The following is a 21,599-nucleotide window of genomic DNA, read 5'->3' as shown; positions in this document are numbered from 1 at the left end:
GCAAGCGGGGCGAGGCGAAGAGAAGTCCGCATGCCCCGCGTTCTTCTTGTGACGTCGTCACGCTCAATCAATCGCTCGTTTACCATCCCACCTTAAGGTGAATCCGCCGGGGCACCTTGCCGCCGCGGCGCGTCGGGTGGAGTTGGCGTTGCGTACAGAGTTGAGTGATCGGCGCGTGCGGCGCTGCGTGATGCTTGCCGCCGCAGCATTTGCGGGTTCCGTCCTGGTTGTGCCCGCTCCCGTCTCAGCCGAAGGGCTGTTCGACTTCTTCTTCGGCGGTGCCCAGAAGCAGCAGGGCCGGCAGGCCCCACCGCAAGCCAATTTCTTCGCCGATCCGTTCGGCCTCAACCAGCAGCCGGAACGGCAGACATCGGCCCCCGCCTCGGCACCGCGCGTGGCCGGTTCCGGGCCGGCCTATTGCGTGCGCACCTGCGACGGCAAGTATTTCCCGCTGACGATGCGCGGCAACGCGACGCCCGCGCAGCTCTGTCAGGCCTTCTGTCCGGCGAGCGCGACCAAGGTCTATTACGGCAGCCATATCGACAGCTCCGCATCGACCACGGGTGAGCGCTACGCCGACAGCGAGAACGCCTTCGCCTATCGCAAGGCGCTGCGCGCCGACTGCACCTGCAACGGCCGCGACCCGGCGGGGCTCGCGCCGGTCGACCTCACGCTCGATGCCTCGCTGAAGGCCGGCGACGTGATCGCGACCACCGACGGCCTCGTCGCCTATACCGGCGTCCGCGTCGGCAACGAGCAGTCGTTCGACTTCACGCCGGTCGCCTCCTATCCCGGATTGACCGCGCAGGTTCGCGCGCGGCTCGGCGAAATGAAGGTCGCGCCGGTCAGCGCCGAGCTCGCGAGCGATGCGCCGTTGCCGGAGACCGGCCGCGACGTCGCGCCGCCGACGCCGACCTCCGTTGTGCCGAAGGGCAATTCGGCAAAGCCCGCCAAGCGGGCCGAGGCGAACTGACGGCGCACGCCGTCATTGCGAGGAGCTCGCGAGCGACGAAGCAATCCATGCTTCCGCCGCGGGACGATGGATTGCTTCGCTCACGCTCGCAATGACGCAAGACGGTTACCGCGCCACGATCACGCCGATCACGTTCGGCGCCGCCAGGTATTTCTCCTCGATCGCGGCGCGCGCGGCGGCGCGGTTCTCCGGGTTGAGGATGCCGCGCTTCTCGGCGAGGATCATCCAGCAATAGCCCCACCAATCCGTCAGCATGCCGTGGTCGTCGACCAGGTCGTAACCCTGCTCGGCGGCGAACAGGCGCGCATGCGCCTCGTCAAGCGAGTCGAGCCAGGCATGATCCTCCAGCGAGAACAGATCGTCGCTGAAGTCATCCGTGGTGTAGCCCCAGATCGACATGCAGACCGCGTTGAACTCGCGGTCGAGCTGGTCGTCGTCGATCGGCTGGCGCCGCGAGGCCAAGTGCAGCCGCGACAGCGAGCGGGCGAAATCCGCGATGCGGGTGAGAGCGAACTGATCGAAGGCGATGGTGGACATGTAGTCCTCGCGGAGGCTGGGAGACCCTAGATATTGTATCGGCACAGCGCCGAATCGTAATGATATATCAAAGACTTGCTAAAGTGTTCTTAATTCGTTCCAGTTGGCTTATGGATTGCCATCGAGCGCGTCGTCCTGGCGAAAGCCAGGACCCATTACCCCGGCAGCCCGACATATCGCGAGCCCTGGCCACGCATGAGCACCGTCGGCAGCTACTACGTCTACCTCCTCGCGAGCCGGCATCACGGCACGATCTACGTCGGCGTGACGAACGATATTCGCCTGCGGCTCGAACTGCATCGTTCGGGCCGAGGCTCAAAGTTCGTCTACAAGTACCGAGTCTTCCGTCTTGTTCACGTCGAAGAATTCGCCACGCCGCAGGAAGCAATCGCCCGCGAGAAGCAACTGAAGTTCTGGAAGCGCGACTGGAAGATCAAGCTGATTGAGCGCGATAATCCTGACTGGAACGACCTGTCAGGCCTCATTTGACAGCTGGGGTAATGGGTCCTGGCTTTCGCCAGGACGACGATGTGGCGCGACCTGTCTTGACAGCTGCGGTTATGGGCCCCGGCCTTCGCCGGGGCGACGAATTTGCGGTGACTGCTTTCGCCTCATGAAAGAGCGGTTGCGAAGCGCGCCCCAAAAGCAATTCGGGCCGCTGACTAGGTCAGCGGCCCGTTGAAAATTGCTTCGGAATGAAATGCGTCGGAGCTAAAAAATGTGCCCGCCCCACGGGCGACAGGTGTGGTTGTAAAGAACTTCTTAAGTTCTGGGAATCCGTATCACCACGGTGTTCCCGATTCGCGAGAAAACGCGCTGCGCGGCGGCTCAATTCGCCGCCGACAGCAGCTTGTCGCCGCAGGCATTCGCATAGAACTTGCCGCCGCATTGCCGCTTGATCGCGGCACAGCGCGCGGCCGGCGATGCGTTCTGCGCCACGCTGAAGCCGCACGTCAGGCCGTCGGCGCTGCGGCCCGGTTTGCCCGCCGCATAGGCTGCGCTGGTCGCCGTGATGCACACGACGAGCAACGCCGCGGCCGCGATCTCGATCAATAGCCTCATCGCGCATCCTCCGCTGAATTGTCGCAAAATCTCGCGTTTCGCAGCCCGATCGTAGACCCGCGCGGGCGTCTCCGGAAGGTTCCCGGAGCGGCCCGGTCCTTGCATAAAATGACGGCAGCGCCGGTGTATGGGTATCGTTCCGGTTTCGATTGCCGTGCAAGGCGCGTATCATTGCGCTGGAGTGTGATCGGAAAATCGCGGGAACCGATTTCCGGGGGACCACGCTCGAACAAGGAGACGAGATCATGCTGCATGCCGTCGCATCATGGTCCGTTTGAACGGCAGGGATTGGGCGCGTTGCAGGAACAAACAAATCACCCGGCATTGAACCAGCCGATCGACGAACTGGCGCTGACCGAGATCAAGGGCGCGATCCTGGCCAAGCTCCGGCTTGCGATCGGCAAGGACGCCACCGTCGCGACCCGGCGCGACTGGTACAAGGCGGCGGCGCTGGCGCTGCGCGACCGCATCGTGCACCACTGGCTGACGGCCGAGAAGCAGACCTACGACGCCGGCGCCAAACGCGTCTATTATCTCTCGCTCGAATTTTTGATCGGCCGCCTGTTCACCGACGCGCTGAACAATATGGGGCTGCTGCCGCTGTTCGAGGCCGCGCTCGGCGACCTCGGCGTCGATCTCTCCGACCTGCGCAAATGCGAGCCGGATGCGGCGCTCGGCAATGGCGGCCTTGGGCGGCTCGCGGCCTGCTTCATGGAGAGCATGGCGACGCTGGCGATCCCGGCGACCGGCTACGGCATCCGCTACGATTTCGGCCTGTTCCGCCAGATCATGAACCAGGGCTGGCAGCAGGAATATCCCGACGAGTGGCTGGCCTTCGGCAACCCCTGGGAATTCCAGCGGCCGGAGGTGGTCTACAACGTCCATTTCGGCGGCCATGTCGAGCATGTCGATGACCGCGGCCGCGACTGTGCCACCTGGCACCCGGCGGAAACCGTGGAGGCGATGGCCTACGACACGCCGATCGTCGGCTGGCGCGGCCAGCACGTCAACGCGCTGCGGCTGTGGTCGGCGCATGCGCCCGACCCGCTCAAGCTCGACGTCTTCAACACCGGCGATTACGTCTCGGCCAGTGCCGAGCAGGCGCGCGCGGAAGCGATCTGCAAATTCCTCTATCCGAACGACGAGAGCGCGGCGGGCCGCGAGCTGCGGTTGCGCCAGGAGTATTTCTTCGTCTCGGCCTCGCTGCAGGATCTGGTGAACCGGCATCTCGCCTCCGACGGCGGCCTGCGCAATCTCGCGCAGAAGGCGGCGGTGCAGCTCAACGACACCCATCCGAGCCTTGCCGTCACCGAGCTGATGCGCATCCTGGTCGACCTGCACAATTTCCGCTGGGACGAGGCCTGGAAGATCACGGTCGCGACGCTGTCCTACACCAATCACACCCTGCTGCCGGAGGCGCTTGAGACCTGGCCGGTCGAATTGTTCGAGCGGCTCTTGCCGCGGCATCTCGAGATCATCTACCGCATCAACGTCGCCCATCTCGCGCTCGCCGAGGAGCGCTTCCCCGGCGACATCGAATACCGCGCCTCGGTCTCGCTGATCGACGAGCGCAGCGGCCGCCGCGTGCGGATGGGCCAGCTCGCCTTCGTCGGCTCGCATCGCATCAACGGCGTCTCCGCGATGCATTCCGATTTGATGAAGGAGACCGTGTTCCACGACCTGCATCATCTCTATCCCCAGCGCATCACCAACAAGACCAACGGCATCACCTTCCGCCGCTGGCTGATGCTGGCCAATCCGCGGCTGACCGCGCTGCTCCGCGAGGCCTGCGGCGAGGCCGTGCTCGACGACTTCTCGCTGCTCGATCGGCTCGAGGCCCATTCGAGCGACCTCGAATTCCAGAAGCGCTTCCGCGACGTCAAGCATCACAACAAGCTGGCGCTGGCGCGGCTGGTCAACGAACGCAACCACATCAAGGTCGACCCGTCGGCGCTGTTCGACGTGCAGATCAAGCGCATTCACGAATACAAGCGGCAGCTGCTCAACATCCTGGAGACGATCGCGCTCTACCACGCGATGAAGGACAATCCAGGTGCGAACTGGGTGCCGCGGGTAAAGATCTTCGCCGGCAAGGCGGCAGCGAGCTATCGCTACGCCAAGCTGATCATCAAGCTGATCAACGACGTCGCGAGGTGGTCAACAATGACGCTTCGCTCGGCGGCAGGCTGAAGGTGGTCTTCCTGGCCGACTACAATGTCAGCCTCGCCGAGGTGATCATCCCCGCCGCCGATCTGTCCGAGCAGATCTCGACCGCCGGCATGGAGGCTTCCGGCACCGGCAACATGAAGCTCGCGCTGAACGGCGCGCTGACCATCGGCACGCTCGACGGCGCCAATATCGAGATCCGCGACGCGGTCGGACCCGAGAACATCGCGATCTTCGGCCTCGAGGCCGGCGACGTCATGGTCCGCCGCAAGCAGGGGCTCGATGCCAGCGACGTGATCCGCAAATCGCCGCGGCTCGAGCGCGCGATCCGCGCCATCGAGAGTGGCGAGTTCTCGCCGGGCGACGCCGCGCGCTTCGCCTCGATCGGGCACGCGCTGCGTTATCTCGACCACTACATGGTCTCGGCCGATTTCGATTCCTACTACGACGCGCAACGCGGCATCGACGCGCGCTGGCAGGTGCCCCCGGCCTGGACCCGCGCCTCGATCCTCAACGTGGCGCGCATGGCGTGGTTCTCCTCCGACCGCACCATCCGCGAATACGCCGAGGACATCTGGCACGTGCCGGTGCACCCCAGCGCCTCGCCGCAGCTCGGCAGCCAGCGCGAGGCGAAGGGGTAATCCCGGGGCGCGGAAATCGATTACGTCCGACGTCATTGAATTCGGCGCGACAGCCCGCGATATTGCCAGTGAACCTCACGCCGTCATTGCGAGGAGCGCAAGCGACGAAGCAATCCATGGGTCCGCAGATGTGGGGCGATGGATTACTTCGCTTCGCTCGCAATGACGGCGGCGCATTTTTTCGATCCAAGGACTTTCATGCTCACCAAGACCCCGCACCTCTTCGACGAAGCCACTGCCGTGACCGCCGGCGACAGCCGCTGGCAGGGACGGACCAGTCCGGACTACTGGGCGTTCGTCGGCCCATTCGGCGGCTGCACGGCGGCGACCATCCTGCGGGCGCTGATGCAGCACCCGCAGCGCGCGGGCGATCCGCTGGCGCTGACGGTCAATTACTGCGCGCCGGTCGCCGAGGGCGTGTTCGATCTCGATGTCCGCCTGGTGAAGGCCAACCGCTCGAGCCAGCACTGGTCGGTCGAGATGACGCAAGGTGGCGGCGAGGTCGCAACCTTGGCGACCGCCGTGTTCGCCGAGCGAAGGCCGTCATGGTCGCACCAGCCGGCGGAATATCCCGGCGCGGTGCCGTTCGAACAGCTGCGGTCCTATCCGAAGCTCGCGATGACCTGGGCCAACCAGTACGACTTCCGCTTCGCCGCGGGCGAGCCGAAGTTCGGCGGCGGCGGCGCGACGGAGCCATCGAGCCCCTACTCCAAGCTCTGGATCGCCGACCGCGTGCCGCGCAAGCTCGATGCGCTGTCGCTGATATCGATGTCGGACGCGTTCTTCGGCCGCGTCTTCCACGCACGGCATGAGCTGGTGCCGTTCGGCACGGTGTCGCTGACGACCTATTTCCACGCCGATGCGGCGGACCTCGACGCCGAGGATACCACCCGCGTGCTGGCCACGGCCGACGCAAAAACCTTCCACAAGAGCTACGGCGACCAGCACGGCGAATTGTGGTCGCCCGCCGGCCGCCTGCTCGCCACCACGACGCAGATCGCCTATTTCAAGGCGTAGCGTTTTCGAGCGGATCGGCTACCGGCTCGCGTCAAGCCGTAGCCAAATATCCACATCGGTCTGCTAGGACCGGATTGCCTATTTCAGGGGTTGGAGGAACATTGGCGCGTCGCTTCTGTTCCAGCCTTTGGAATCACTGGCCTTTGGGAGCATTGCCGCATGTCCGAAGCCGACGCTTCAAAGCCCTCGCGCATCGCGCTGCTTGGCGTTCCCATCGAGATCGGCGCGTCGCAGCCCGGTCCGCTGATGGGACCGGATGCGCTGCGCACCGCGGGCATCGCGCGCCTGCTCGAGCAGCTCGACTTCCAGGTCGACGACCACGGCAACCTTGCGATCCCGGCCGTCGTTGCCGACGGTCCGGTGCCGGCGAACACCAAATTCTATGACGAGGTGAAGACCTGGACCCGCGCCCTCTCCGAGCGCGCCTACTGGCTGGCGCATTCCGGCGCGATCCCGATCTTCATGGGCGGCGATCACTCGCTGTCGATGGGATCGATCAACGGCGTCGCGCGCTACTGGCAGGAGAAAGGCCGGCCGCTGTTCGCCCTGTGGGTCGACGCCCATGCCGACTACAACACGCCGGCCACCACCATCACCGGCAACATGCACGGCATGTCGGCGGCCTTCCTGTGCGGCGAGCCCGGCCTCGACGATTTGCTCGGCGGACTGCCGCGCGCCTCGATCCCGCCGGATCAACTCGACCTGATCGGCACGCGCTCGGTCGATCCGCTGGAGCGCAAGCTGCTGCGGCAGCGCAACGTCTCCATCGCCGACATGCGCCAGATCGACGAGTTCGGCGTCGCCGTGCTGACCCGCCGCGTCATCGACCGCGTCCGGGCCAAGAACGGCGTGCTGCATGTCTCGTTCGATGTCGACTTCCTCGATCCGGAAGTCGCGCCCGGCGTCGGTACCACGGTGCCCGGCGGCGCGACGTACCGGGAGGCCCATCTGATCATGGAGCTGCTGCACGATTCCGGATTGGTACGCTCGCTCGATATCGTCGAGCTCAATCCGTTCCTCGACGAGCGCGGCCGCACCGCCCGCGTCGCGGTGGAGTTGATCGGCAGCCTGTTCGGCCTGCAGATCACCGACAGGCAGACGCCGAGCAATGCGGTGCTGCCGGAGATGGGTGAGTAGCCGACCGCGGAATTCACACCGTTTCCGACCCGTCACCCTGAGGAGCGCGCCCTTGCGCGCGTCTCGAAGGGTCGACGGCCGCACTGTGGCCGTGCACCCTTCGAGGCTCGCTCCGCTCGCACCTCAGGGTGACGGGACGCACAGTGTGCTTCCCTGCTGGATATCCAACCAAAACAAAAAGGCGGCCACGAAGGCCGCCTTTTCCGATCGCGTATCGTTTGCGCGGACTACTCCGCCGCGAGCTTCACTTCCGGCGCGGCGGCGCGGACTTCGGCGTCGACTTGCGCCTCGAACTTGGCGAAGTTCTTCTGGAACATGCCGACCAGCGCGCGCGCGGTCTTGTCGAACTCGACCTTGTCGGCCCAGGTCTTGATCGGGTCGAGGATGTGCGGCTCGACCCCCGGCAGCGAGGTCGGCACCGCGAAGCCGAAATACTTGTCGGTGCGGAAGTCGGCGTTGCGAAGCGAGCCGTTCAGCGCCGCGGTGAGCAGCGCGCGCGTCACCTTGATCGGCATGCGGCGGCCGGTGCCGTACTTGCCGCCGGTCCAGCCGGTGTTGACCAGCCAGCAATCGACATTGTGCTTGGCGATCAGATCGCGCAGCATGTTGCCATAGACCGACGGATCGCGCGGCAGGAACGGCGAGCCGAAGCAGGTCGAGAATTCGGGCTGCGGCTCGTTGCCGAGACCGCGCTCGGTGCCGGCGACCTTCGCGGTGTAGCCGGACAGGAAGTGATACATCGCCTGCGCCGGCGTCAGCTTGGCGATCGGCGGCATCACGCCGAAGGCGTCGGCGGCGAGCATCACCACGTTCTTCGGTTGCGGCGCGCAGCCGGTGCGCGAGGCGTTCGGAATGAAATCGAGCGGATAGGCCGAGCGGGTATTCTCGGTCTTCGAGCCGTCGTCGAAGTCAGGCACGCGGTCGCGCTCACCGAGCACGACGTTCTCCAGCACCGCGCCGAAGCGCTTGCTGGCGGCGTAGATTTCCGGCTCGGCTTCGCCTGACAGCTTGATGCACTTGGCGTAGCAGCCGCCTTCGAAATTGAAGACGCCGTCCTCGCTCCAGCCATGCTCGTCATCGCCGATCAGCGTGCGCTTCGGATCGGCCGACAGCGTGGTCTTGCCGGTGCCAGACAAGCCGAAGAAGATCGCGGTGTCGCCGTCGGGGCCGACATTGGCCGAGCAGTGCATCGGCATCACGCCCTTCTCGGGCAGATAGAAGTTCAGCGTGGTGAACACGCTCTTCTTCATTTCGCCGGCATAATAAGACCCGCCGATCAGGACGATCTTGCGGGCGAAATCGATCGCGACGACGTTCTCCGAGCGCACGCCGTGACGTTTCGGATCGGCGCGGAAGCTCGGCAGATCGATGATCGTCAGTTCCGGCACGAAGCCCGCGAGTTCCGACGTCTCGGGACGAATGAGCAGCGTGCGGATGAACAGCGAGTGCCAGGCAAGCTCGGTGAACACCCGCGTCTTGATGCGATGCTTCGGATCGGCGCCACCATAGAGATCCTGCGCGAACAGCGTCATGCCTTCGGCATGCTTGAGGAAGTCGGCATGCAGCGTCGCGAACTGCTCGGAGGTGATCGACTGGTTGCCGGCCCACCACATGCTCTTGTCGGTCAGGCCGTCGCGAACCGTGAACTTGTCCTTCGGGCTGCGGCCGGTGAACTCACCGGTATCCGCGCAGAGCGCGCCATCGGCCGAGAGCACCGCTTCGCCGTTGCGCAACGAATGCTCGTAGAGCTGCGGTGCACCGTAGTTCCAATGCACGCCCTTGAGATTTTTTAAGCCGAATTTGTCGGCGCCGAAGGCACCGTTATGCACGCCCGTCTCTTGCACGAAGAACCTCCTCGAACCCGCGTATCCTTGTTCGCGCGAATGTCGCTAGTCGCGCCCCGTCGCGGTGATGACCGTCATCAGAATATAGCCTCTCGGCCCCGGTCCGGCGACCTAATAGTGGGGATCGCCGGGCTTGCCAAGCCAGTCGAACGGCTTTTGGTGTATTCCAAGGCGGGCACATCATCTGGCGCAAATACCGCAGCGCGAAACGCTTTCGCTTTGCTTTCGCTTTCGCATTGTTTTCGCGGCGATCAGGCGGCGTTTCGTCGCCTTTCCCGCTGCGAACAAGGCCTTGCGATGCACAAAGAGTGCCAGCGATCGGCGTGTGCGTGCGCTGATTGCCGCATAAAACAAGGGGAATGCCCGGTATGCGTTTCGCGCTGAGGATGTGTCGTTGAAATGGACTGCCGCGAGTTGACGCTGCGCTGCACTGCCGAGCATGTCGCCCACGATCGTGTTGCACGCGGATAGCACCATCTGCTCGGCATTGAGCATTCGGTTGAGCTCAAGATGCCGCCGTCGAAGCTGGGTGACTTCAATGCGCGGCATCGGCGAATGTTCCGCAACGCTCGTTGCATATGGCGCAACAAGATCGCCGGCCGTCACGATCGATGGTAACGCAATCAGCACCTGACGCCCGCGCATCGTCGCGGCGTGAGCCTCGCAATCCCATTGATTTTCCGATGCAGCAGCCGCGGAGATTCTCGCATCTGCGTCGGCCCCATCCGCGATGACGCGACGCGCCGGCGCGAAATGATCGCGCTATCAGAGACACCGCACTCGGCCCAAGCGAAGGCGCGCGGAGCCGCGCCGTGCGACACGATGCCCCGCCGGGCGCAGCGCTGCCTTCGGTGTCGGCGGCAAGCGCTGCCCTTCCTATCCTTTGGCGCGGGCTTCGGCGGCGAGCCGGACCAGCATCTTGCGCAGCTCGATGCCGTTGCTGACCCGCTCGGGGAAATCCAGCCGCAGCGTGGCGCGGCCGGCCTGCATGTCCATGCCGTCGGGGTCGCAACCGGTGCACAGCCAGTCGGCACTGTCAGCGCCGAGCAGCCGCGTGGCGTAGAGATTCATCGCCTCGCGGTGGTCCTCGTTCATATGCGCCACCGCGCCCGGCTCGGCCTCCAGCAGCGAATCGGCGCCGCCGAGATCGGTCAGAAACTGCGCCGGCTTGAGGTCGACGATACGGCCGAACCCCGCGACCAGATGGGCGCCGCCCGGCCGGATCACGAAGAACGAAAAATCCTTAAACTCCACAAAGGCTTCCGCCGACGGATGGGCCGCAAGGTAGCGCCGCTCCGCGAGCTCGCGCTCGGCATCGGCGACCTCCTCCGCCCGCCCCGCCAGCATGATCCGGGCGCCTTCCAGCGGATCGCCCTCGGCGCGCTCGTCCAGCATCAGCGACACCCGGCTGTCGGCCAGGATGTTATTGGTGTGCAGCGCCAGCCGGGAAATCAGCAGGATCGGCGAGCCATCGGGATGGCTGGCGAGGTTGACCAGCGAGCAATAGGGGTCGCCGAACCCGGCCATCAGCGTGGCGAGCGCGCCCTGGCGGCTGCGGCGCAGCAGCGAGCGGGCAAGGTGGGCAGGATCGAAGTCGGCGGTCGGTTGCATGGGCCTATCGGGTCATTTTGGGGCGAATCGGGCGGTTCCCTTGGAAAAAAGGGCCTTTTCTCACGATCTCAGGGTGCTATATGGGGTCCAACGCGTGGGTCGCAGAGTGTTTTTTGCGGAACTCGGTCACACTTCAGCCTAGCTTGCATTGCTCGTTGACCGCGTTCGAAGCCCAATTCCACGGCGCGACGCCAGAGTGCCCGCCGTTTAAGCCACTCTCATTGTGAAAGCAGCTCATGCCCACAATCGCCTTGGTCGACGACGACCGCAACATTCTCACTTCGGTCTCGATCGCGCTTGAAGCCGAAGGCTATCGCATCATGACCTACACGGACGGTGCGTCGGCGCTGGATGGGTTTCGTACGTCGCCGCCCGATCTTGCGATCCTGGATATCAAGATGCCGCGCATGGACGGCATGGAAACGCTGCGCCGGCTGCGCCAGAAATCAGACCTGCCGGTGATCTTCCTCACCTCCAAGGATGAAGAGATCGACGAATTGTTCGGCCTGAAAATGGGCGCCGACGATTTCATCCGCAAGCCGTTCTCGCAGCGCCTGTTGGTCGAACGTGTCAAGGCCGTGCTCCGCCGCGGCCAGCCCAAGGATCCGACCGCCGCGCCGAAGGAGCCGGACGCCCGCGCGCTCGACCGCGGCCTGCTGCGGATGGATCCGGAGCGCCACACCTGCACCTGGAAGAACGAGCCGGTGACGCTCACCGTGACCGAATTCCTGATCCTGCAGGCGCTCGCCACCCGCCCCGGCGTGGTGAAGAGCCGCAACGCGCTGATGGATGCGGCCTATGACGACCAGGTTTATGTCGACGACCGCACCATCGACAGCCACATCAAGCGGCTGCGCAAGAAGTTCAAGGTGGTCGACGACGACTTCGAGATGATCGAGACGCTGTACGGCGTTGGCTATCGCTTCAAGGAAGCCTGATCTGCGCCTCCCGGGCGGCTTGTTAACTGACAGGCTGCGCACGGCTGGGGTAAGCTCGGGCAACCATCTGCTTCGCGGGACGACATCCATACCAACCGGCAGCTTTGCCAGTGCTTGATCGAACGCAGCTCGAGCAGGGCCTGAATACCGAGGACGCCTCGCAGCTCCTCGATCAAGAAGCCGTGGCCGACGATCTGGCGCAGGACAAGGGCTGGCGCCGGCCGCTCGGCTGGCTGCGCCGCGCCGGTCAGTTCTTCTTCGCGCTGTCGTTCTCGAGCCTGACGCGCCGCATCGTCTCGCTCAACCTCGCCGGCCTCGTCGCGCTGGTCGCCAGCATCCTTTATCTGTCGCAATTCCGCGCCGGCCTGATCGAGGCGCGCACGCAGAGCCTCTTGGTCTATGCCGAGATCATCTCGGAGGCGATCGCGGCGTCCGCGACCGTCGAAGGCAACACCGTCACCATCGATCCCGACCGGCTGCTCGACCTCAAGCCCGGCGAGAGTTTCGGCCAGCCGGATGAATCGGCAGACTTCCCGATCAATCCCGAGCGCGTCGCGCCGACCCTGCGCCGACTGATCGCGCCGACCAAGACGCGGGCCCGCATCTTCGATCGCGATGGCGGCCTGATTCTCGACAGCCGCAATCTGTTCGCGCGCGGCGACGTGCTGCGCATGGAGCTGCCGCCGCCGTCGGAGAAGCCGTCGCTGTACGAGAAGACCAAAGGCACGATCAAGACCTGGCTCAACCGCGGCGATCTGCCGATCTACCGCGAGCTCGGCCCCGAAGGCGGCAAGGGCTATTCCGAAGTTGCGCAATCGCTCGAGGGCATGAAGGGCAGCGCGGTGCGCGTCACCGACCGCGGCGCGATCATCGTCTCGGTTGCGGTTCCGGTGCAGCATTTCCGCGCCGTGCGCGGCGCATTGATGCTGACGACGCAAGGCGACGACATCGACCAGCTGGTGATGTCCGAACGCCTCGCCATCCTCAAGATCGGCGGGGTCGCGTCCGCCGTCATGATCATGCTGTCGCTGCTGCTCGCGAGCACGATCGCAGGTCCGGTGCGGCGGCTTGCCGAAAGCGCCGAGCGCGTCCGTCACCGCATCCAGACCCGCGTCGAGATTCCCGACTTCACCGGACGCCGCGACGAGATCGGCCATCTCTCCGGCGCGCTGCGCGACATGACCAACGCACTCTACAGCCGCATCGAGGCGATCGAGATGTTCGCCGCCGATGTCGCCCATGAGTTGAAGAACCCGCTGACGTCGTTGCGCTCGGCGGTCGAGACGCTGCCATTGGCGCGCAACGAGAACAGCCGCTCGCGACTGCTCGCCGTGATCGAGCATGACGTCAAGCGGCTCGACCGCCTGATCTCCGACATCTCGGACGCAAGCCGGCTCGATGCCGAAATGCAGCGGCAGGACATGGCGCCCGTCGATCTGCGCCGGCTGCTGACGACGCTGACCGGCGTCGCCAACGAGACGCGGCTCGGCCACGACGTTGCCGTCGAAGCCCGCTTCGAGGGCCGCGGACCGACCGATACGCTCTCGGTGCCCGGCCATGATTCCCGGCTCGGCCAGGTGATCTCGAACCTGCTGTCGAACGCGCAATCGTTCTCCAAGCCGGGCGACAAGGTGCGCATCGTCTGCCGCCGCACCCGCGGCGAGGTCGAGATCGTGGTCGACGACGACGGGCCCGGCATCGGCGAGGACGCGCTGGAGCGGATCTTCGAGCGCTTCTACACCGACCGGCCGCACCAGGGCTTCGGCCAGAACTCCGGCCTTGGGCTTTCGATCTCCAAGCAGATCATCGAAGCGCATGGCGGACGGATCTGGGCCGAGAACCGCCCGGGCCCTGCGGACGAAGACGGCAATCCCACCGTGGCCGGCGCTCGTTTCGTGGTCAGGCTGCCGACACTATGAGCGACAATTCAAGCGTGCATGCGTCCGCCGTTCTGGTCGGCGAGCGTGCGGTGCTGATCCGCGGCCCGTCGGGCGCCGGCAAGTCGCGCCTCGCCTTCGAACTGATTCTCGCCGGGCGCACCGGAGCGCTCCCGCCGGCCATTTTGGTGGGGGATGACCGTGTCCATCTCGACACAGCCGGCGAACAATTGTGGGTCCGGCCGGCCCGGCAATTGGCCGGTCTGATCGAGATCCGAGGCCTCGGAATCCGCCATTGCCCGTTCGCGGACGAGGCCGTGGTCGGCCTGGTTGTCGACCTTGCCGCCGACGATGCCGAGCGGCTGCCGTCGCCCGAGGCGCTCAAGATTCGTCTAAATGGTGTTTCGATACCGCGGATTCCCGTGGCTAGCGGCTTTCAACCCCTGCCGCTGGTTGTCGCTGCGCTGACGACAACCTGAAAGTTCATGGTCCCGTAATCTTGCGGCCAATTGTGGGAAGGGAATTGGTAACCATATCACATCCACTATCGCGTCGGATTTTGCCGGCGCAGCCTCCCCACTCTACCGCCAGGAACCGGGAGACTAGCCAAGATGCCCTCTTGCGCAGGGCCTCTGGATGGTCAAAGTGGCGCGTTCGTGCGGTGCACCAAAGGGCGCCCGCGAGGAGTTTCCGATGATTGGTCTAGTGCTGGTGACCCATGGGCGCCTTGCCGACGAGTTCAGAGCGGCGCTCGAACACGTTATGGGTCCGCAGAAACAAATTGAAGCAATTACGATCGGGGCCGAGGACGATTCCGATCTCTGTCGAAGCGACATCATCGAAGCGGTGAACCGCGTCGATAGCGGCGACGGCGTTGCGATCCTCACCGACATGTTCGGCGGCACGCCGTCGAATCTCGCGATCTCCTGCATGAGCCGCCCGAAGGTGGAAGTGCTCGCGGGCATCAACCTTCCCATGCTGGTCAAGCTTGCCAAGGTTCGCGAGGAGCGTTCGCTGCCCGACGCGATCGCGATGGCGCAGGAAGCCGGCCGCAAATACGTCACCATCGCCAGCCGCGTTCTCGCAGGCAAATGAGCGACGAGGCCCCGGGCGCAAACCATGTCGGCCCGGGCGTGCCTGCGGGCGCCATTTCGCGCGAACTCTTGATCGTCAACAAGCGCGGCCTGCACGCGCGGGCATCGGCGAAATTCGTCCAGCTGGTCGAGCGCTTCAACGCCGAGGTCTGGGTCACACGCGGCGGCGAGACCGTCGGCGGCACCTCGATCATGGGCTTAATGATGCTGGCCGCGGGACCCGGCACAACGGTCGTAGTCTCCGCCAAGGGCGAAGAAGCACAGCAGGCGCTGGATGCCATCGCCGAACTCGTCGCGAGCAAGTTCAACGAGGAAGGCGCGTAACGGCGGGCACCCCCGTTACGCCGATCCATCACCGTCACCCTGAGGAGCGCGAAGCGCGTCTCGAAGGGTCGACGGCCCAGCTGGTGGCCGTGCATCCTTCGAGGCTCGCAAGAGCTCGCACCTCCAGCGACAAAGGCGAAGCCTTTGCGCGGGGATGACGGGTCTATCCTCGTCATTGCGAGCGAAGCGAAGCAATCCATAGCGCGGCATACGCGGAAACATGGATTGCTTCGTCGCTATCGCTCCTCGCAATGACGAAGTTGATAGATTCGCGACTCGGAGCGGACGCTACTTCGCCGGCGGCACCAGATAGACTTTCCACATCGTCGACGGGCCGGGATGGCCGTTGAAGAAGCGCATGGTGGTCATCACCACCGGCTCGGCATCCTTGGCATGCTCCGCCATCCAGGCCTCGCATGGCTGCAGGAATACCGGATCGGTGGTGTCGCAGACGCCGATGAAGCCGAGGCGCTTGGCTTCGTCGAGCGACGTCAGCCCCGACGTCCAGGCTTCGCCCGGCACCAGCGAGGCCGGATGATCCGGACTGTAGAACGTCATCGGCTCGCCGATGTCGGAGCGTGCAACGACCACCGCCCAGCGTGAGTGGAATCTGTCCTGCCAGGTCTGGGTGAGCTCACGCGCGAGCTCGGAGCGCGCGGCGTAGGTCGAGCCGCCGATACGGTTGGACGCGATCTCCTGCGTAGCGATGCTGGGCGCGGCGATCAGCGTTGCGATCGTGGCCACGAGCCAGACCGCCGTGACCGAGAACAGCGCCATGCGCGGGAAGCGAAGCGAGGGGATCGCAACCAGCGCCAGCGGCACCAGGAAGAACAGCGGGATGCCCCAATCGGTCTTGATATAGACGGTGAATGCCAGCGCGCCGAGCGGCGGTCCGATCGCGACGATCGCCTGGATGATCCAGACGTTGAGCGCCTGCGGAAGGTTGACGGCCGGATTGGGTCCACGCGACCAGATCCGCGCCAGCACGTCCGACGGCCGCCATGGCACCGATCCCAGCAGCAGCGCAATGAGGCCCAGCACGACAGGAATCGCGAGCAGCCCGAGATTGTGCAGGATGTAGCCGATCACGAGCTGGACGTTGAGTTCGCGGCTCGACAGCGCGTAGACGTCGCCGGCATAGGTGAACGGCACGAAGTTCACCTCCTCCAGCCACACCAGGTGCGGAATCATCGCCACGATCATCGTGCCGATCGCAACCCATGGCGCCGGCGAGCGCAGGAACTGCATCCGCTGCGGATGGATCAATGCGGCAAGCCCGATGGCGCCGATCATCGTCACCACCCAGTACTTGGTCATCAGCGCCAGCATGCCGGCAAAGCCGAGCCAGAGACCCGATTTGAAGCTGCGCTTCTCGAACGCGTTCAGATAGGCCAGCACCAACAGCGGCAGCGGCACCAGCTGCGCGAGGTCGGCGTTGTATTTGAAGCCCTTGAAATTGAAGATCGGGTAGAGCGCGAGCATCACCACCATGAAGAATGCACGGCGGCGATCGACGACACGCAGCGCGATCAGCCAGCACACCACAAGCGCGAAGCTGACGGTTGCCATCGCAAGCGCATAGGTCGACCAGTTGGTGACCGGGAAGATCCTGAACCAGACCCCGGCGATCCAGCCCGACAGCGGCGGATGCTTGCCATAGCCGAGCAGGAAGCGCTGGCCCCAGGCATAGGCCTCCGCGACGTCCATATGGACATCCTGCGCAGCCTTGAGCTTGACCAGGATCAAGGTCCACAGCACCGCGTGGACCAGTGCGAAGCCGATCACGAACCACAGGCTGGTCCGGGGATCGATGGCGCGCGAGGCGATCCAGGCGGCGATCCGCCGGATCGTCAGCCTGCGGGTGGAGCGCCGGGCGGCAGGAAGAATGGAAGCGGTCGACATGGCCTGTGCCTGAGGCATGACCCGGAAAAGTGGAGCGTGGCTTTCCGGCGGGATCATACCGAGTGGAAGCGGACGTGCGATGAGTGATTGCTCACCAGCACTTCGGCGCGCTTTAGCGCGTTTTTGTGGCCAGTGAAATCAGCTTGGCGTGAGAATGCCTCGAGCCGGCCGGTTCACTTTTCGAGAAGCTCGGGCCGGTACTCGAAATGCATGGTATCGTAGTGATACCACTTGCCGCCCCAGATGAAGCCGTGACGCTCGAAGATGTCGACGATCTCCTGCGGCATCCGGTTCTTGTAGGGGATGGTTTTACCTTCGCCCGCCCACAGCCAGTAGTCCGAGACTTTCAGGTTGAGGTCTATCGCGGCCGCGTAGCCATGCATGCTCATCCGCCCGGTATCGGCGACGGCGCGACAAGATAGCACACCCGCGATCGGAAACGCCGCGGCGCGCAGCGCCGGATCGAGCGCGTCGATCTCGGCCGAGACCTGCTTCAGCCGCTCGGCCACGCCGTTGACCCGTGTGACCTGAACCGGCTTGCCCCAGGATTTCGGCAGCCAGGTGATCGTCACCAGGTTCCGCCTGACCTCGGCGGTATTGCAGTCGCCATACATCTTCTTGAAGAAGGCCTCGTTGCGGAAGCGACCGGGATCGGCATTCGGAGCCGGCGGCGCCGACGGCCCGGCCGGATAGGGTTGCCGCATCTGATCGAGGATCGATGCATTGCGCAGCATCTGATCGAACGGCTTGTCCGGGATGCCGTCTTCGACCGGCATCACCGTGCCGTCACGCCAGGTGATGGTACTGTCGTCATGGGTGCTGAGCGCATCGGGATAGGCATGCACCAGGCGGTCGAGCAGTTCGCTTTTGGTCTGGGCATGCGCAAGCGGCGGCAGCAGCGCCAGCAGGCCAACGATGCAAGCCGTGCCGCGCGTGGCCATCAGCGCTTCCCGGCCTGATCGATCAGCGCCACATTGGCCTCCTCGATCGCGTTCAGCTTCGGATTCCAGCTGTTCGGCGCATACCAGGGGAAGCGCGAAAAATACGCCTTGAGATCGGCGGAATCGAAATAGCGTCCCCTGCGGGCGAAGATCTCGTTGCGCGCGATCCGCAGTTCGTCCCGCGACAGCCGCCGCAGATCGGCTGATGTCAGCAGTCGCCGGTCGGAATCCGGGAAGATGAAGCCGCTCGGTGCTGCGCCGCCGGACTCGAAGCGATCGATCAGCGCGACATTGGCGCTCTCGATCGCATTGAGCGGCGGATCCCATGAGCGCGGCACGTACCAGGCGAACCTGCTGAACCGCGCGGTCAGGTCCGGCGCGTTGAAGTAGCGTCCGCGCCGCGCGAAGATTTCATTGCGGGCGATCCGCAGATCGTCCTTGCTGAGTGCCTTCAGATCGCTCTCCGTCAGCAGGCGGCTGTCGGAATCCGGAATGATGAAGTCCGATTGCGTGCGCACGGCTGGCGGCGCCGGTGGCGACGCGCTTGGCGCCGGCAGGCTTTGCTGCGGCGGGATCACTGTTGCCGGCGGATCGGCGGTCGCAACCTGCGCCGGCGCGTTGCCGGCGAAATAGAACGAGCCGTCGATCGGCGAGGTCGAGACCCAGGGCTGCTGCGCGTTGCCGGTGGCGCGCTTGACGACGAGGCCGACCTGGTTGAACGCCTGCAGCACGTCGAGCCCGGGCTTCTGCACGGTGTCGACGAGCGCGCGCGTGTACGGGCTGTGGCCGTCATCGCCGTCGAGCGCGACGTTGCCCGGCTGGGTCGCATAGGACAACAGCGTGCCCTCCGGCGCGCGGATCTGGGCAAGGCCACCGTCAGCGGCGCGCAGGCCGCGCCCGCCGAACGGATTGTTCCGGCAGGCGTCCAGGATCACGATGTTGAGCCGAGTGCCCGCGCCCTCCATCTGCCGCAGCACCAGGCCGACATCGACCATCTGGAAATCGACATCGGCCTCGCGCGTGGGGTTCGCCGAGACCGGTACCAGATAATTCGTGCCGCGAACCTGGATGCCGTGGCCGGCGTAATAGAACAGCGCGACGTCGGCGCCCATCAGCTGGCTGCCGAAGCGCTGGATCGCGGCATCGAAACCGGCCTTGTCCAGATCGACCTGCGCTTGCCCGCCGACGAGCGCAAAGCCCAGCCGCTGCAACGTCTCGGCCACCAGCTGCGCATCATTCTTCGGGTTCTGCAGCCGCGACACGTTCTGATAGCTGGAATTGCCGACGACCAGCGCGACGCGCTTGCCGGCGGCCGCGGGCGCCGCGAACAACATGGCGAGCAATCCGGCGGCGAGAAGCGTCCAGCGCATCGTCAAATCCACGAATTTCGGGCCGCCAGACCTAGCAGAAACATGCCCGAAAATCGATCATTGCAACCAGGCGGGAAACACCCCCGTGATTCGCCGTCACACCCCTGCAAAATACCGCAATATGGTTGCCCGCGCGGGGGTGCGGATGCTATCCCGCGCCCCATGACAACTGCCCCGATTTCGAACATCCGCAACTTCTCCATCGTCGCCCATATCGACCATGGCAAATCGACCCTCGCCGACCGCCTGATCCAGATGACGGGCGGCCTGTCGGATCGCGAGATGGCGGGCAAGGAGCAGGTGCTCGATTCGATGGATATCGAGCGCGAGCGCGGCATCACCATCAAGGCGCAGACCGTGCGCCTCAACTACCGCGCCAAGGACGGCAACGACTACATCTTCAATCTGATGGACACGCCCGGCCACGTCGACTTCGCCTACGAAGTCTCGCGGTCGCTGGCGGCCTGCGAGGGTTCCCTGCTCGTGGTCGACGCCAGCCAGGGCGTCGAGGCGCAGACGCTCGCCAACGTCTACCAGGCGCTCGACAACAATCACGAGATCGTGCCGGTCCTGAACAAGGTCGACCTGCCCGCGGCCGAGCCCGAGAAGGTCAAGCAGCAGATCGAGGACGTGATCGGCATCGACGCGTCGGATGCGGTGATGATCTCGGCCAAGACCGGAATCGGCGTGCCCGACGTGCTGGAGGCGATCGTCACCCGCCTGCCGCCGCCGAAGGGCGACCGCGACGCGACCTTGAAGGCGCTGCTGGTCGACAGCTGGTACGACGTCTATCTCGGCGTGGTCGTCCTGATCCGCGTCGTCGATGGCGTGATGAAGAAGGGCCAGCGCATCCGCATGATGGGCACGGGTGCCGCCTATGACATCGAGCGCGTCGGCTTCTTCACGCCGAAGATGCAGCAGGTCGAGGAGCTCGGCCCCGGCGAGATCGGCTTCATCACCGCGGCGATCAAGGAAGTCGCCGACACCCGCGTCGGCGACACCATCACCGACGACCGGAAGCCTGTCACCGAAATGCTGCCGGGCTTCAAGCCCGCCATTCCAGTCGTGTTCTGCGGCCTGTTCCCGGTCGACGCCGACGACTTCGAAACGCTGCGTGGCGCGATGGGCAAGCTCAGGCTCAATGATGCCAGCTTCTCCTTCGAGATGGAAACCTCAGCCGCGCTCGGCTTCGGCTTCCGCTGCGGCTTCCTCGGCCTGCTGCATCTGGAGATCATCCAGGAGCGGCTGTCGCGCGAGTTCGATCTCAATTTGATCGCGACCGCGCCGAGCGTCATCTACAAGATGAAGCTGACCGACGGCACCGAGCTCGAGATCCACAACCCGGTCGACATGCCCGACGTGGTCAAGATCGCCGAGATCGAGGAGCCGTGGATCGAGGCCACGATCCTGACCCCCGACGAATATCTCGGCAGCGTGCTGAAGCTGTGCCAGGACCGCCGCGGCGCGCAGAAGGAGCTCACTTACGTCGGCTCCCGCGCGATGGTGAAGTACGATTTGCCGCTCAACGAGGTGGTGTTCGATTTCTACGACCGCCTGAAGTCGGTCTCCAAGGGCTACGCTTCGTTCGACTATCATCTGACCGACTACAAGCCGGCCGATCTCGTCAAGATGCAGATCCTGGTCAATGCCGAGCCGGTCGACGCGCTGTCGATGCTGGTGCATCGCACCCGCGCCGAGGGCCGCGGCCGCGCCATGGTCGAGAAGATGAAGGAGCTGATCCCGCCGCACATGTTCCAGATCCCGATCCAGGCGGCGATCGGCGGCAAGGTGATTGCGCGCGAGACCGTGCGCGCGCTGCGCAAGGACGTCACCGCGAAGTGCTACGGCGGCGACATCACGCGCAAGCGCAAGCTTCTGGAGAAGCAGAAGGAAGGCAAGAAGAAGATGCGGCAGTTCGGCAAGGTCGACATCCCGCAGGAAGCCTTCATCGCCGCGCTCAAGGTGGATAGCTGAGGCGGCCGCGGACTGTCGCGAGCTTGACGACAAGCGCGCCAGTCCGGCTCTCGCCAAAAATCTCGAAAACAACCCCATGCACAGTAGCTGGAGGTGGATGGCCGACGCGCCGCCGCCGCACCTGTTGCTCATCCTTGTCCCAGCAACAAAACGCACCATGATTTGAATCGCCTTCGCACAGCGGGCCGACT

19 protein-coding genes and 1 pseudogene are annotated in these 21,599 nt (G+C 64.8%); 11 read left to right on the top strand and 9 right to left on the bottom strand.

What is annotated here, in order from left to right; all coding sequences use genetic code 11:
• Nucleotides 1-190: 190 nt before the first annotated feature.
• Nucleotides 191-973, top strand: coding sequence for a DUF2865 domain-containing protein (locus AKN84_RS41720; protein WP_244485768.1), 783 nt, complete (start codon nt 191-193; stop codon nt 971-973).
• A 105-nt stretch (nt 974-1,078) separates the two neighbouring features.
• Here AKN84_RS41720 and AKN84_RS41715 read toward each other — a convergent pair whose 3' ends face one another.
• Nucleotides 1,079-1,510, bottom strand: a complete 432-nt coding sequence (locus AKN84_RS41715; protein WP_050426160.1) for a hypothetical protein — start codon at nt 1,508-1,510, stop codon at nt 1,079-1,081.
• A gap of 195 nt (nt 1,511-1,705) precedes the next feature.
• Here AKN84_RS41715 and AKN84_RS41710 point away from each other — a divergent pair, with 195 nt between their 5' ends.
• Complete coding sequence (locus AKN84_RS41710) at nt 1,706-1,999, top strand: GIY-YIG nuclease family protein (RefSeq protein ID WP_050426159.1); 294 nt, start codon at nt 1,706-1,708, stop codon at nt 1,997-1,999.
• A 339-nt stretch (nt 2,000-2,338) separates the two neighbouring features.
• Here AKN84_RS41710 and AKN84_RS41705 read toward each other — a convergent pair whose 3' ends face one another.
• Complete coding sequence (locus tag AKN84_RS41705) at nt 2,339-2,572, bottom strand: hypothetical protein (RefSeq protein WP_050426158.1); 234 nt, start codon at nt 2,570-2,572, stop codon at nt 2,339-2,341.
• A gap of 252 nt (nt 2,573-2,824) precedes the next feature.
• Here AKN84_RS41705 and AKN84_RS41700 point away from each other — a divergent pair.
• The 3 genes and pseudogenes from AKN84_RS41700 to rocF all read left to right on the top strand — a co-directional run bounded on the left by AKN84_RS41700 (nt 2,825) and on the right by rocF (nt 7,533).
• A pseudogene (locus AKN84_RS41700) lies at nt 2,825-5,379 on the top strand (glycogen/starch/alpha-glucan phosphorylase).
• Nucleotides 5,380-5,577: 198 nt separating this feature from the next.
• Nucleotides 5,578-6,396 carry an acyl-CoA thioesterase gene (locus AKN84_RS41695; RefSeq protein WP_050426164.1) on the top strand — a complete coding sequence of 273 codons (819 nt, stop codon included), beginning with the start codon at nt 5,578-5,580 and terminating at the stop codon, nt 6,394-6,396.
• Nucleotides 6,397-6,555: 159 nt separating this feature from the next.
• Nucleotides 6,556-7,533 (top strand): arginase, encoded by a 978-nt coding sequence (gene rocF / locus AKN84_RS41690; protein ID WP_050426157.1) that lies wholly within the window; start codon nt 6,556-6,558, stop codon nt 7,531-7,533.
• A gap of 227 nt (nt 7,534-7,760) precedes the next feature.
• Here the strand turns inward: rocF and AKN84_RS41685 are convergent, their stop codons facing one another.
• The 3 genes from AKN84_RS41685 to AKN84_RS41675 form a co-directional block, all read right to left on the bottom strand.
• Nucleotides 7,761-9,377, bottom strand: a complete 1,617-nt coding sequence (locus AKN84_RS41685) for a phosphoenolpyruvate carboxykinase (protein WP_050426156.1) — start codon at nt 9,375-9,377, stop codon at nt 7,761-7,763.
• A gap of 180 nt (nt 9,378-9,557) precedes the next feature.
• Nucleotides 9,558-10,022: a hypothetical protein gene (locus tag AKN84_RS41680; RefSeq protein ID WP_050426155.1), complete on the bottom strand. Its 465-nt coding sequence runs from the start codon at nt 10,020-10,022 to the stop codon at nt 9,558-9,560.
• A 231-nt stretch (nt 10,023-10,253) separates the two neighbouring features.
• A complete protein-coding gene (locus AKN84_RS41675) occupies nt 10,254-10,988 on the bottom strand; it encodes a HugZ family pyridoxamine 5'-phosphate oxidase (protein WP_050426154.1) in 735 nt (244 codons plus the stop codon).
• Between the two features lie 236 nt (nt 10,989-11,224).
• Between AKN84_RS41675 and AKN84_RS41670 the strand changes: the two genes are divergently transcribed.
• The 5 genes from AKN84_RS41670 to AKN84_RS41650 all read left to right on the top strand — a co-directional run bounded on the left by AKN84_RS41670 (nt 11,225) and on the right by AKN84_RS41650 (nt 15,221).
• The gene (locus tag AKN84_RS41670; RefSeq protein WP_016843287.1) at nt 11,225-11,926 is read left to right on the top strand and encodes a response regulator transcription factor; all 702 of its coding nucleotides are present in this window, start codon (nt 11,225-11,227) and stop codon (nt 11,924-11,926) included.
• A 110-nt stretch (nt 11,927-12,036) separates the two neighbouring features.
• Entirely contained in the window at nt 12,037-13,845 is a 1,809-nt protein-coding gene (locus tag AKN84_RS41665) for a sensor histidine kinase (RefSeq protein WP_050426153.1), read from the top strand.
• Nucleotides 13,842-14,282 carry an HPr kinase/phosphorylase gene (locus AKN84_RS41660; protein WP_050426152.1) on the top strand — a complete coding sequence of 147 codons (441 nt, stop codon included), beginning with the start codon at nt 13,842-13,844 and terminating at the stop codon, nt 14,280-14,282. Before AKN84_RS41665 ends, AKN84_RS41660 begins: the two co-directional genes overlap by 4 nt.
• A gap of 214 nt (nt 14,283-14,496) precedes the next feature.
• Nucleotides 14,497-14,898 (top strand): PTS sugar transporter subunit IIA, encoded by a 402-nt coding sequence (locus AKN84_RS41655; protein WP_021076632.1) that lies wholly within the window; start codon nt 14,497-14,499, stop codon nt 14,896-14,898.
• The gene (locus AKN84_RS41650) at nt 14,895-15,221 is read left to right on the top strand and encodes an HPr family phosphocarrier protein (protein WP_050426151.1); all 327 of its coding nucleotides are present in this window, start codon (nt 14,895-14,897) and stop codon (nt 15,219-15,221) included. Before AKN84_RS41655 ends, AKN84_RS41650 begins: the two co-directional genes overlap by 4 nt.
• 288 nt (nt 15,222-15,509) lie before the next feature.
• Here the strand turns inward: AKN84_RS41650 and AKN84_RS41645 are convergent, their stop codons facing one another.
• From AKN84_RS41645 to AKN84_RS41635, 3 genes are all read right to left on the bottom strand, one after another.
• Nucleotides 15,510-17,123 carry a glycosyltransferase family 39 protein gene (locus AKN84_RS41645; RefSeq protein ID WP_050426163.1) on the bottom strand — a complete coding sequence of 538 codons (1,614 nt, stop codon included), beginning with the start codon at nt 17,121-17,123 and terminating at the stop codon, nt 15,510-15,512.
• Between the two features lie 173 nt (nt 17,124-17,296).
• Nucleotides 17,297-18,064, bottom strand: coding sequence for a M15 family metallopeptidase (locus tag AKN84_RS41640; protein WP_128971647.1), 768 nt, complete (start codon nt 18,062-18,064; stop codon nt 17,297-17,299).
• Nucleotides 18,064-19,434, bottom strand: coding sequence for a YARHG domain-containing protein (locus tag AKN84_RS41635; RefSeq protein WP_050426150.1), 1,371 nt, complete (start codon nt 19,432-19,434; stop codon nt 18,064-18,066). The genes AKN84_RS41640 and AKN84_RS41635 overlap by 1 nt, the downstream gene beginning before the upstream one ends.
• 162 nt (nt 19,435-19,596) lie before the next feature.
• Between AKN84_RS41635 and lepA the strand changes: the two genes are divergently transcribed.
• Complete coding sequence (gene lepA, locus AKN84_RS41630) at nt 19,597-21,408, top strand: translation elongation factor 4 (protein WP_050426149.1); 1,812 nt, start codon at nt 19,597-19,599, stop codon at nt 21,406-21,408.
• Here the strand turns inward: lepA and AKN84_RS48660 are convergent.
• The coding region (locus tag AKN84_RS48660) for a hypothetical protein (RefSeq protein WP_210168527.1) at nt 21,392-21,599 on the bottom strand (208 nt) is incomplete at its 5' end. The genes lepA and AKN84_RS48660 overlap by 17 nt on opposite strands.

This window comes from Bradyrhizobium tropiciagri, from assembly GCF_001189845.1.
GTDB classification, from domain to species: domain Bacteria; phylum Pseudomonadota; class Alphaproteobacteria; order Rhizobiales; family Xanthobacteraceae; genus Bradyrhizobium; species Bradyrhizobium tropiciagri.
This window is presented reverse-complemented; position numbering and strand designations above follow the sequence as displayed.

Coding starts and splice junctions, on each gene's coding strand:
- AKN84_RS41720 (WP_244485768.1), top strand. CDS start 191: ATGCTTGCCGCCGCAGCATTTGCGGGTTCCGTCCTGGTTGTGCCCGCT.
- AKN84_RS41715 (WP_050426160.1), bottom strand. CDS start 1,510: ATGTCCACCATCGCCTTCGATCAGTTCGCTCTCACCCGCATCGCGGAT.
- AKN84_RS41640 (WP_128971647.1), bottom strand. CDS start 18,064: ATGGCCACGCGCGGCACGGCTTGCATCGTTGGCCTGCTGGCGCTGCTG.
- AKN84_RS41635 (WP_050426150.1), bottom strand. CDS start 19,434: ATGCGCTGGACGCTTCTCGCCGCCGGATTGCTCGCCATGTTGTTCGCG.
- AKN84_RS41670 (WP_016843287.1), top strand. CDS start 11,225: ATGCCCACAATCGCCTTGGTCGACGACGACCGCAACATTCTCACTTCG.
- AKN84_RS41710 (WP_050426159.1), top strand. CDS start 1,706: ATGAGCACCGTCGGCAGCTACTACGTCTACCTCCTCGCGAGCCGGCAT.
- AKN84_RS41650 (WP_050426151.1), top strand. CDS start 14,895: ATGAGCGACGAGGCCCCGGGCGCAAACCATGTCGGCCCGGGCGTGCCT.
- AKN84_RS41680 (WP_050426155.1), bottom strand. CDS start 10,022: ATGCGCGGGCGTCAGGTGCTGATTGCGTTACCATCGATCGTGACGGCC.
- AKN84_RS41675 (WP_050426154.1), bottom strand. CDS start 10,988: ATGCAACCGACCGCCGACTTCGATCCTGCCCACCTTGCCCGCTCGCTG.
- AKN84_RS41655 (WP_021076632.1), top strand. CDS start 14,497: ATGATTGGTCTAGTGCTGGTGACCCATGGGCGCCTTGCCGACGAGTTC.
- AKN84_RS41645 (WP_050426163.1), bottom strand. CDS start 17,123: ATGTCGACCGCTTCCATTCTTCCTGCCGCCCGGCGCTCCACCCGCAGG.
- AKN84_RS41695 (WP_050426164.1), top strand. CDS start 5,578: ATGCTCACCAAGACCCCGCACCTCTTCGACGAAGCCACTGCCGTGACC.
- AKN84_RS41660 (WP_050426152.1), top strand. CDS start 13,842: ATGAGCGACAATTCAAGCGTGCATGCGTCCGCCGTTCTGGTCGGCGAG.
- rocF (WP_050426157.1), top strand. CDS start 6,556: ATGTCCGAAGCCGACGCTTCAAAGCCCTCGCGCATCGCGCTGCTTGGC.
- AKN84_RS41705 (WP_050426158.1), bottom strand. CDS start 2,572: ATGAGGCTATTGATCGAGATCGCGGCCGCGGCGTTGCTCGTCGTGTGC.
- lepA (WP_050426149.1), top strand. CDS start 19,597: ATGACAACTGCCCCGATTTCGAACATCCGCAACTTCTCCATCGTCGCC.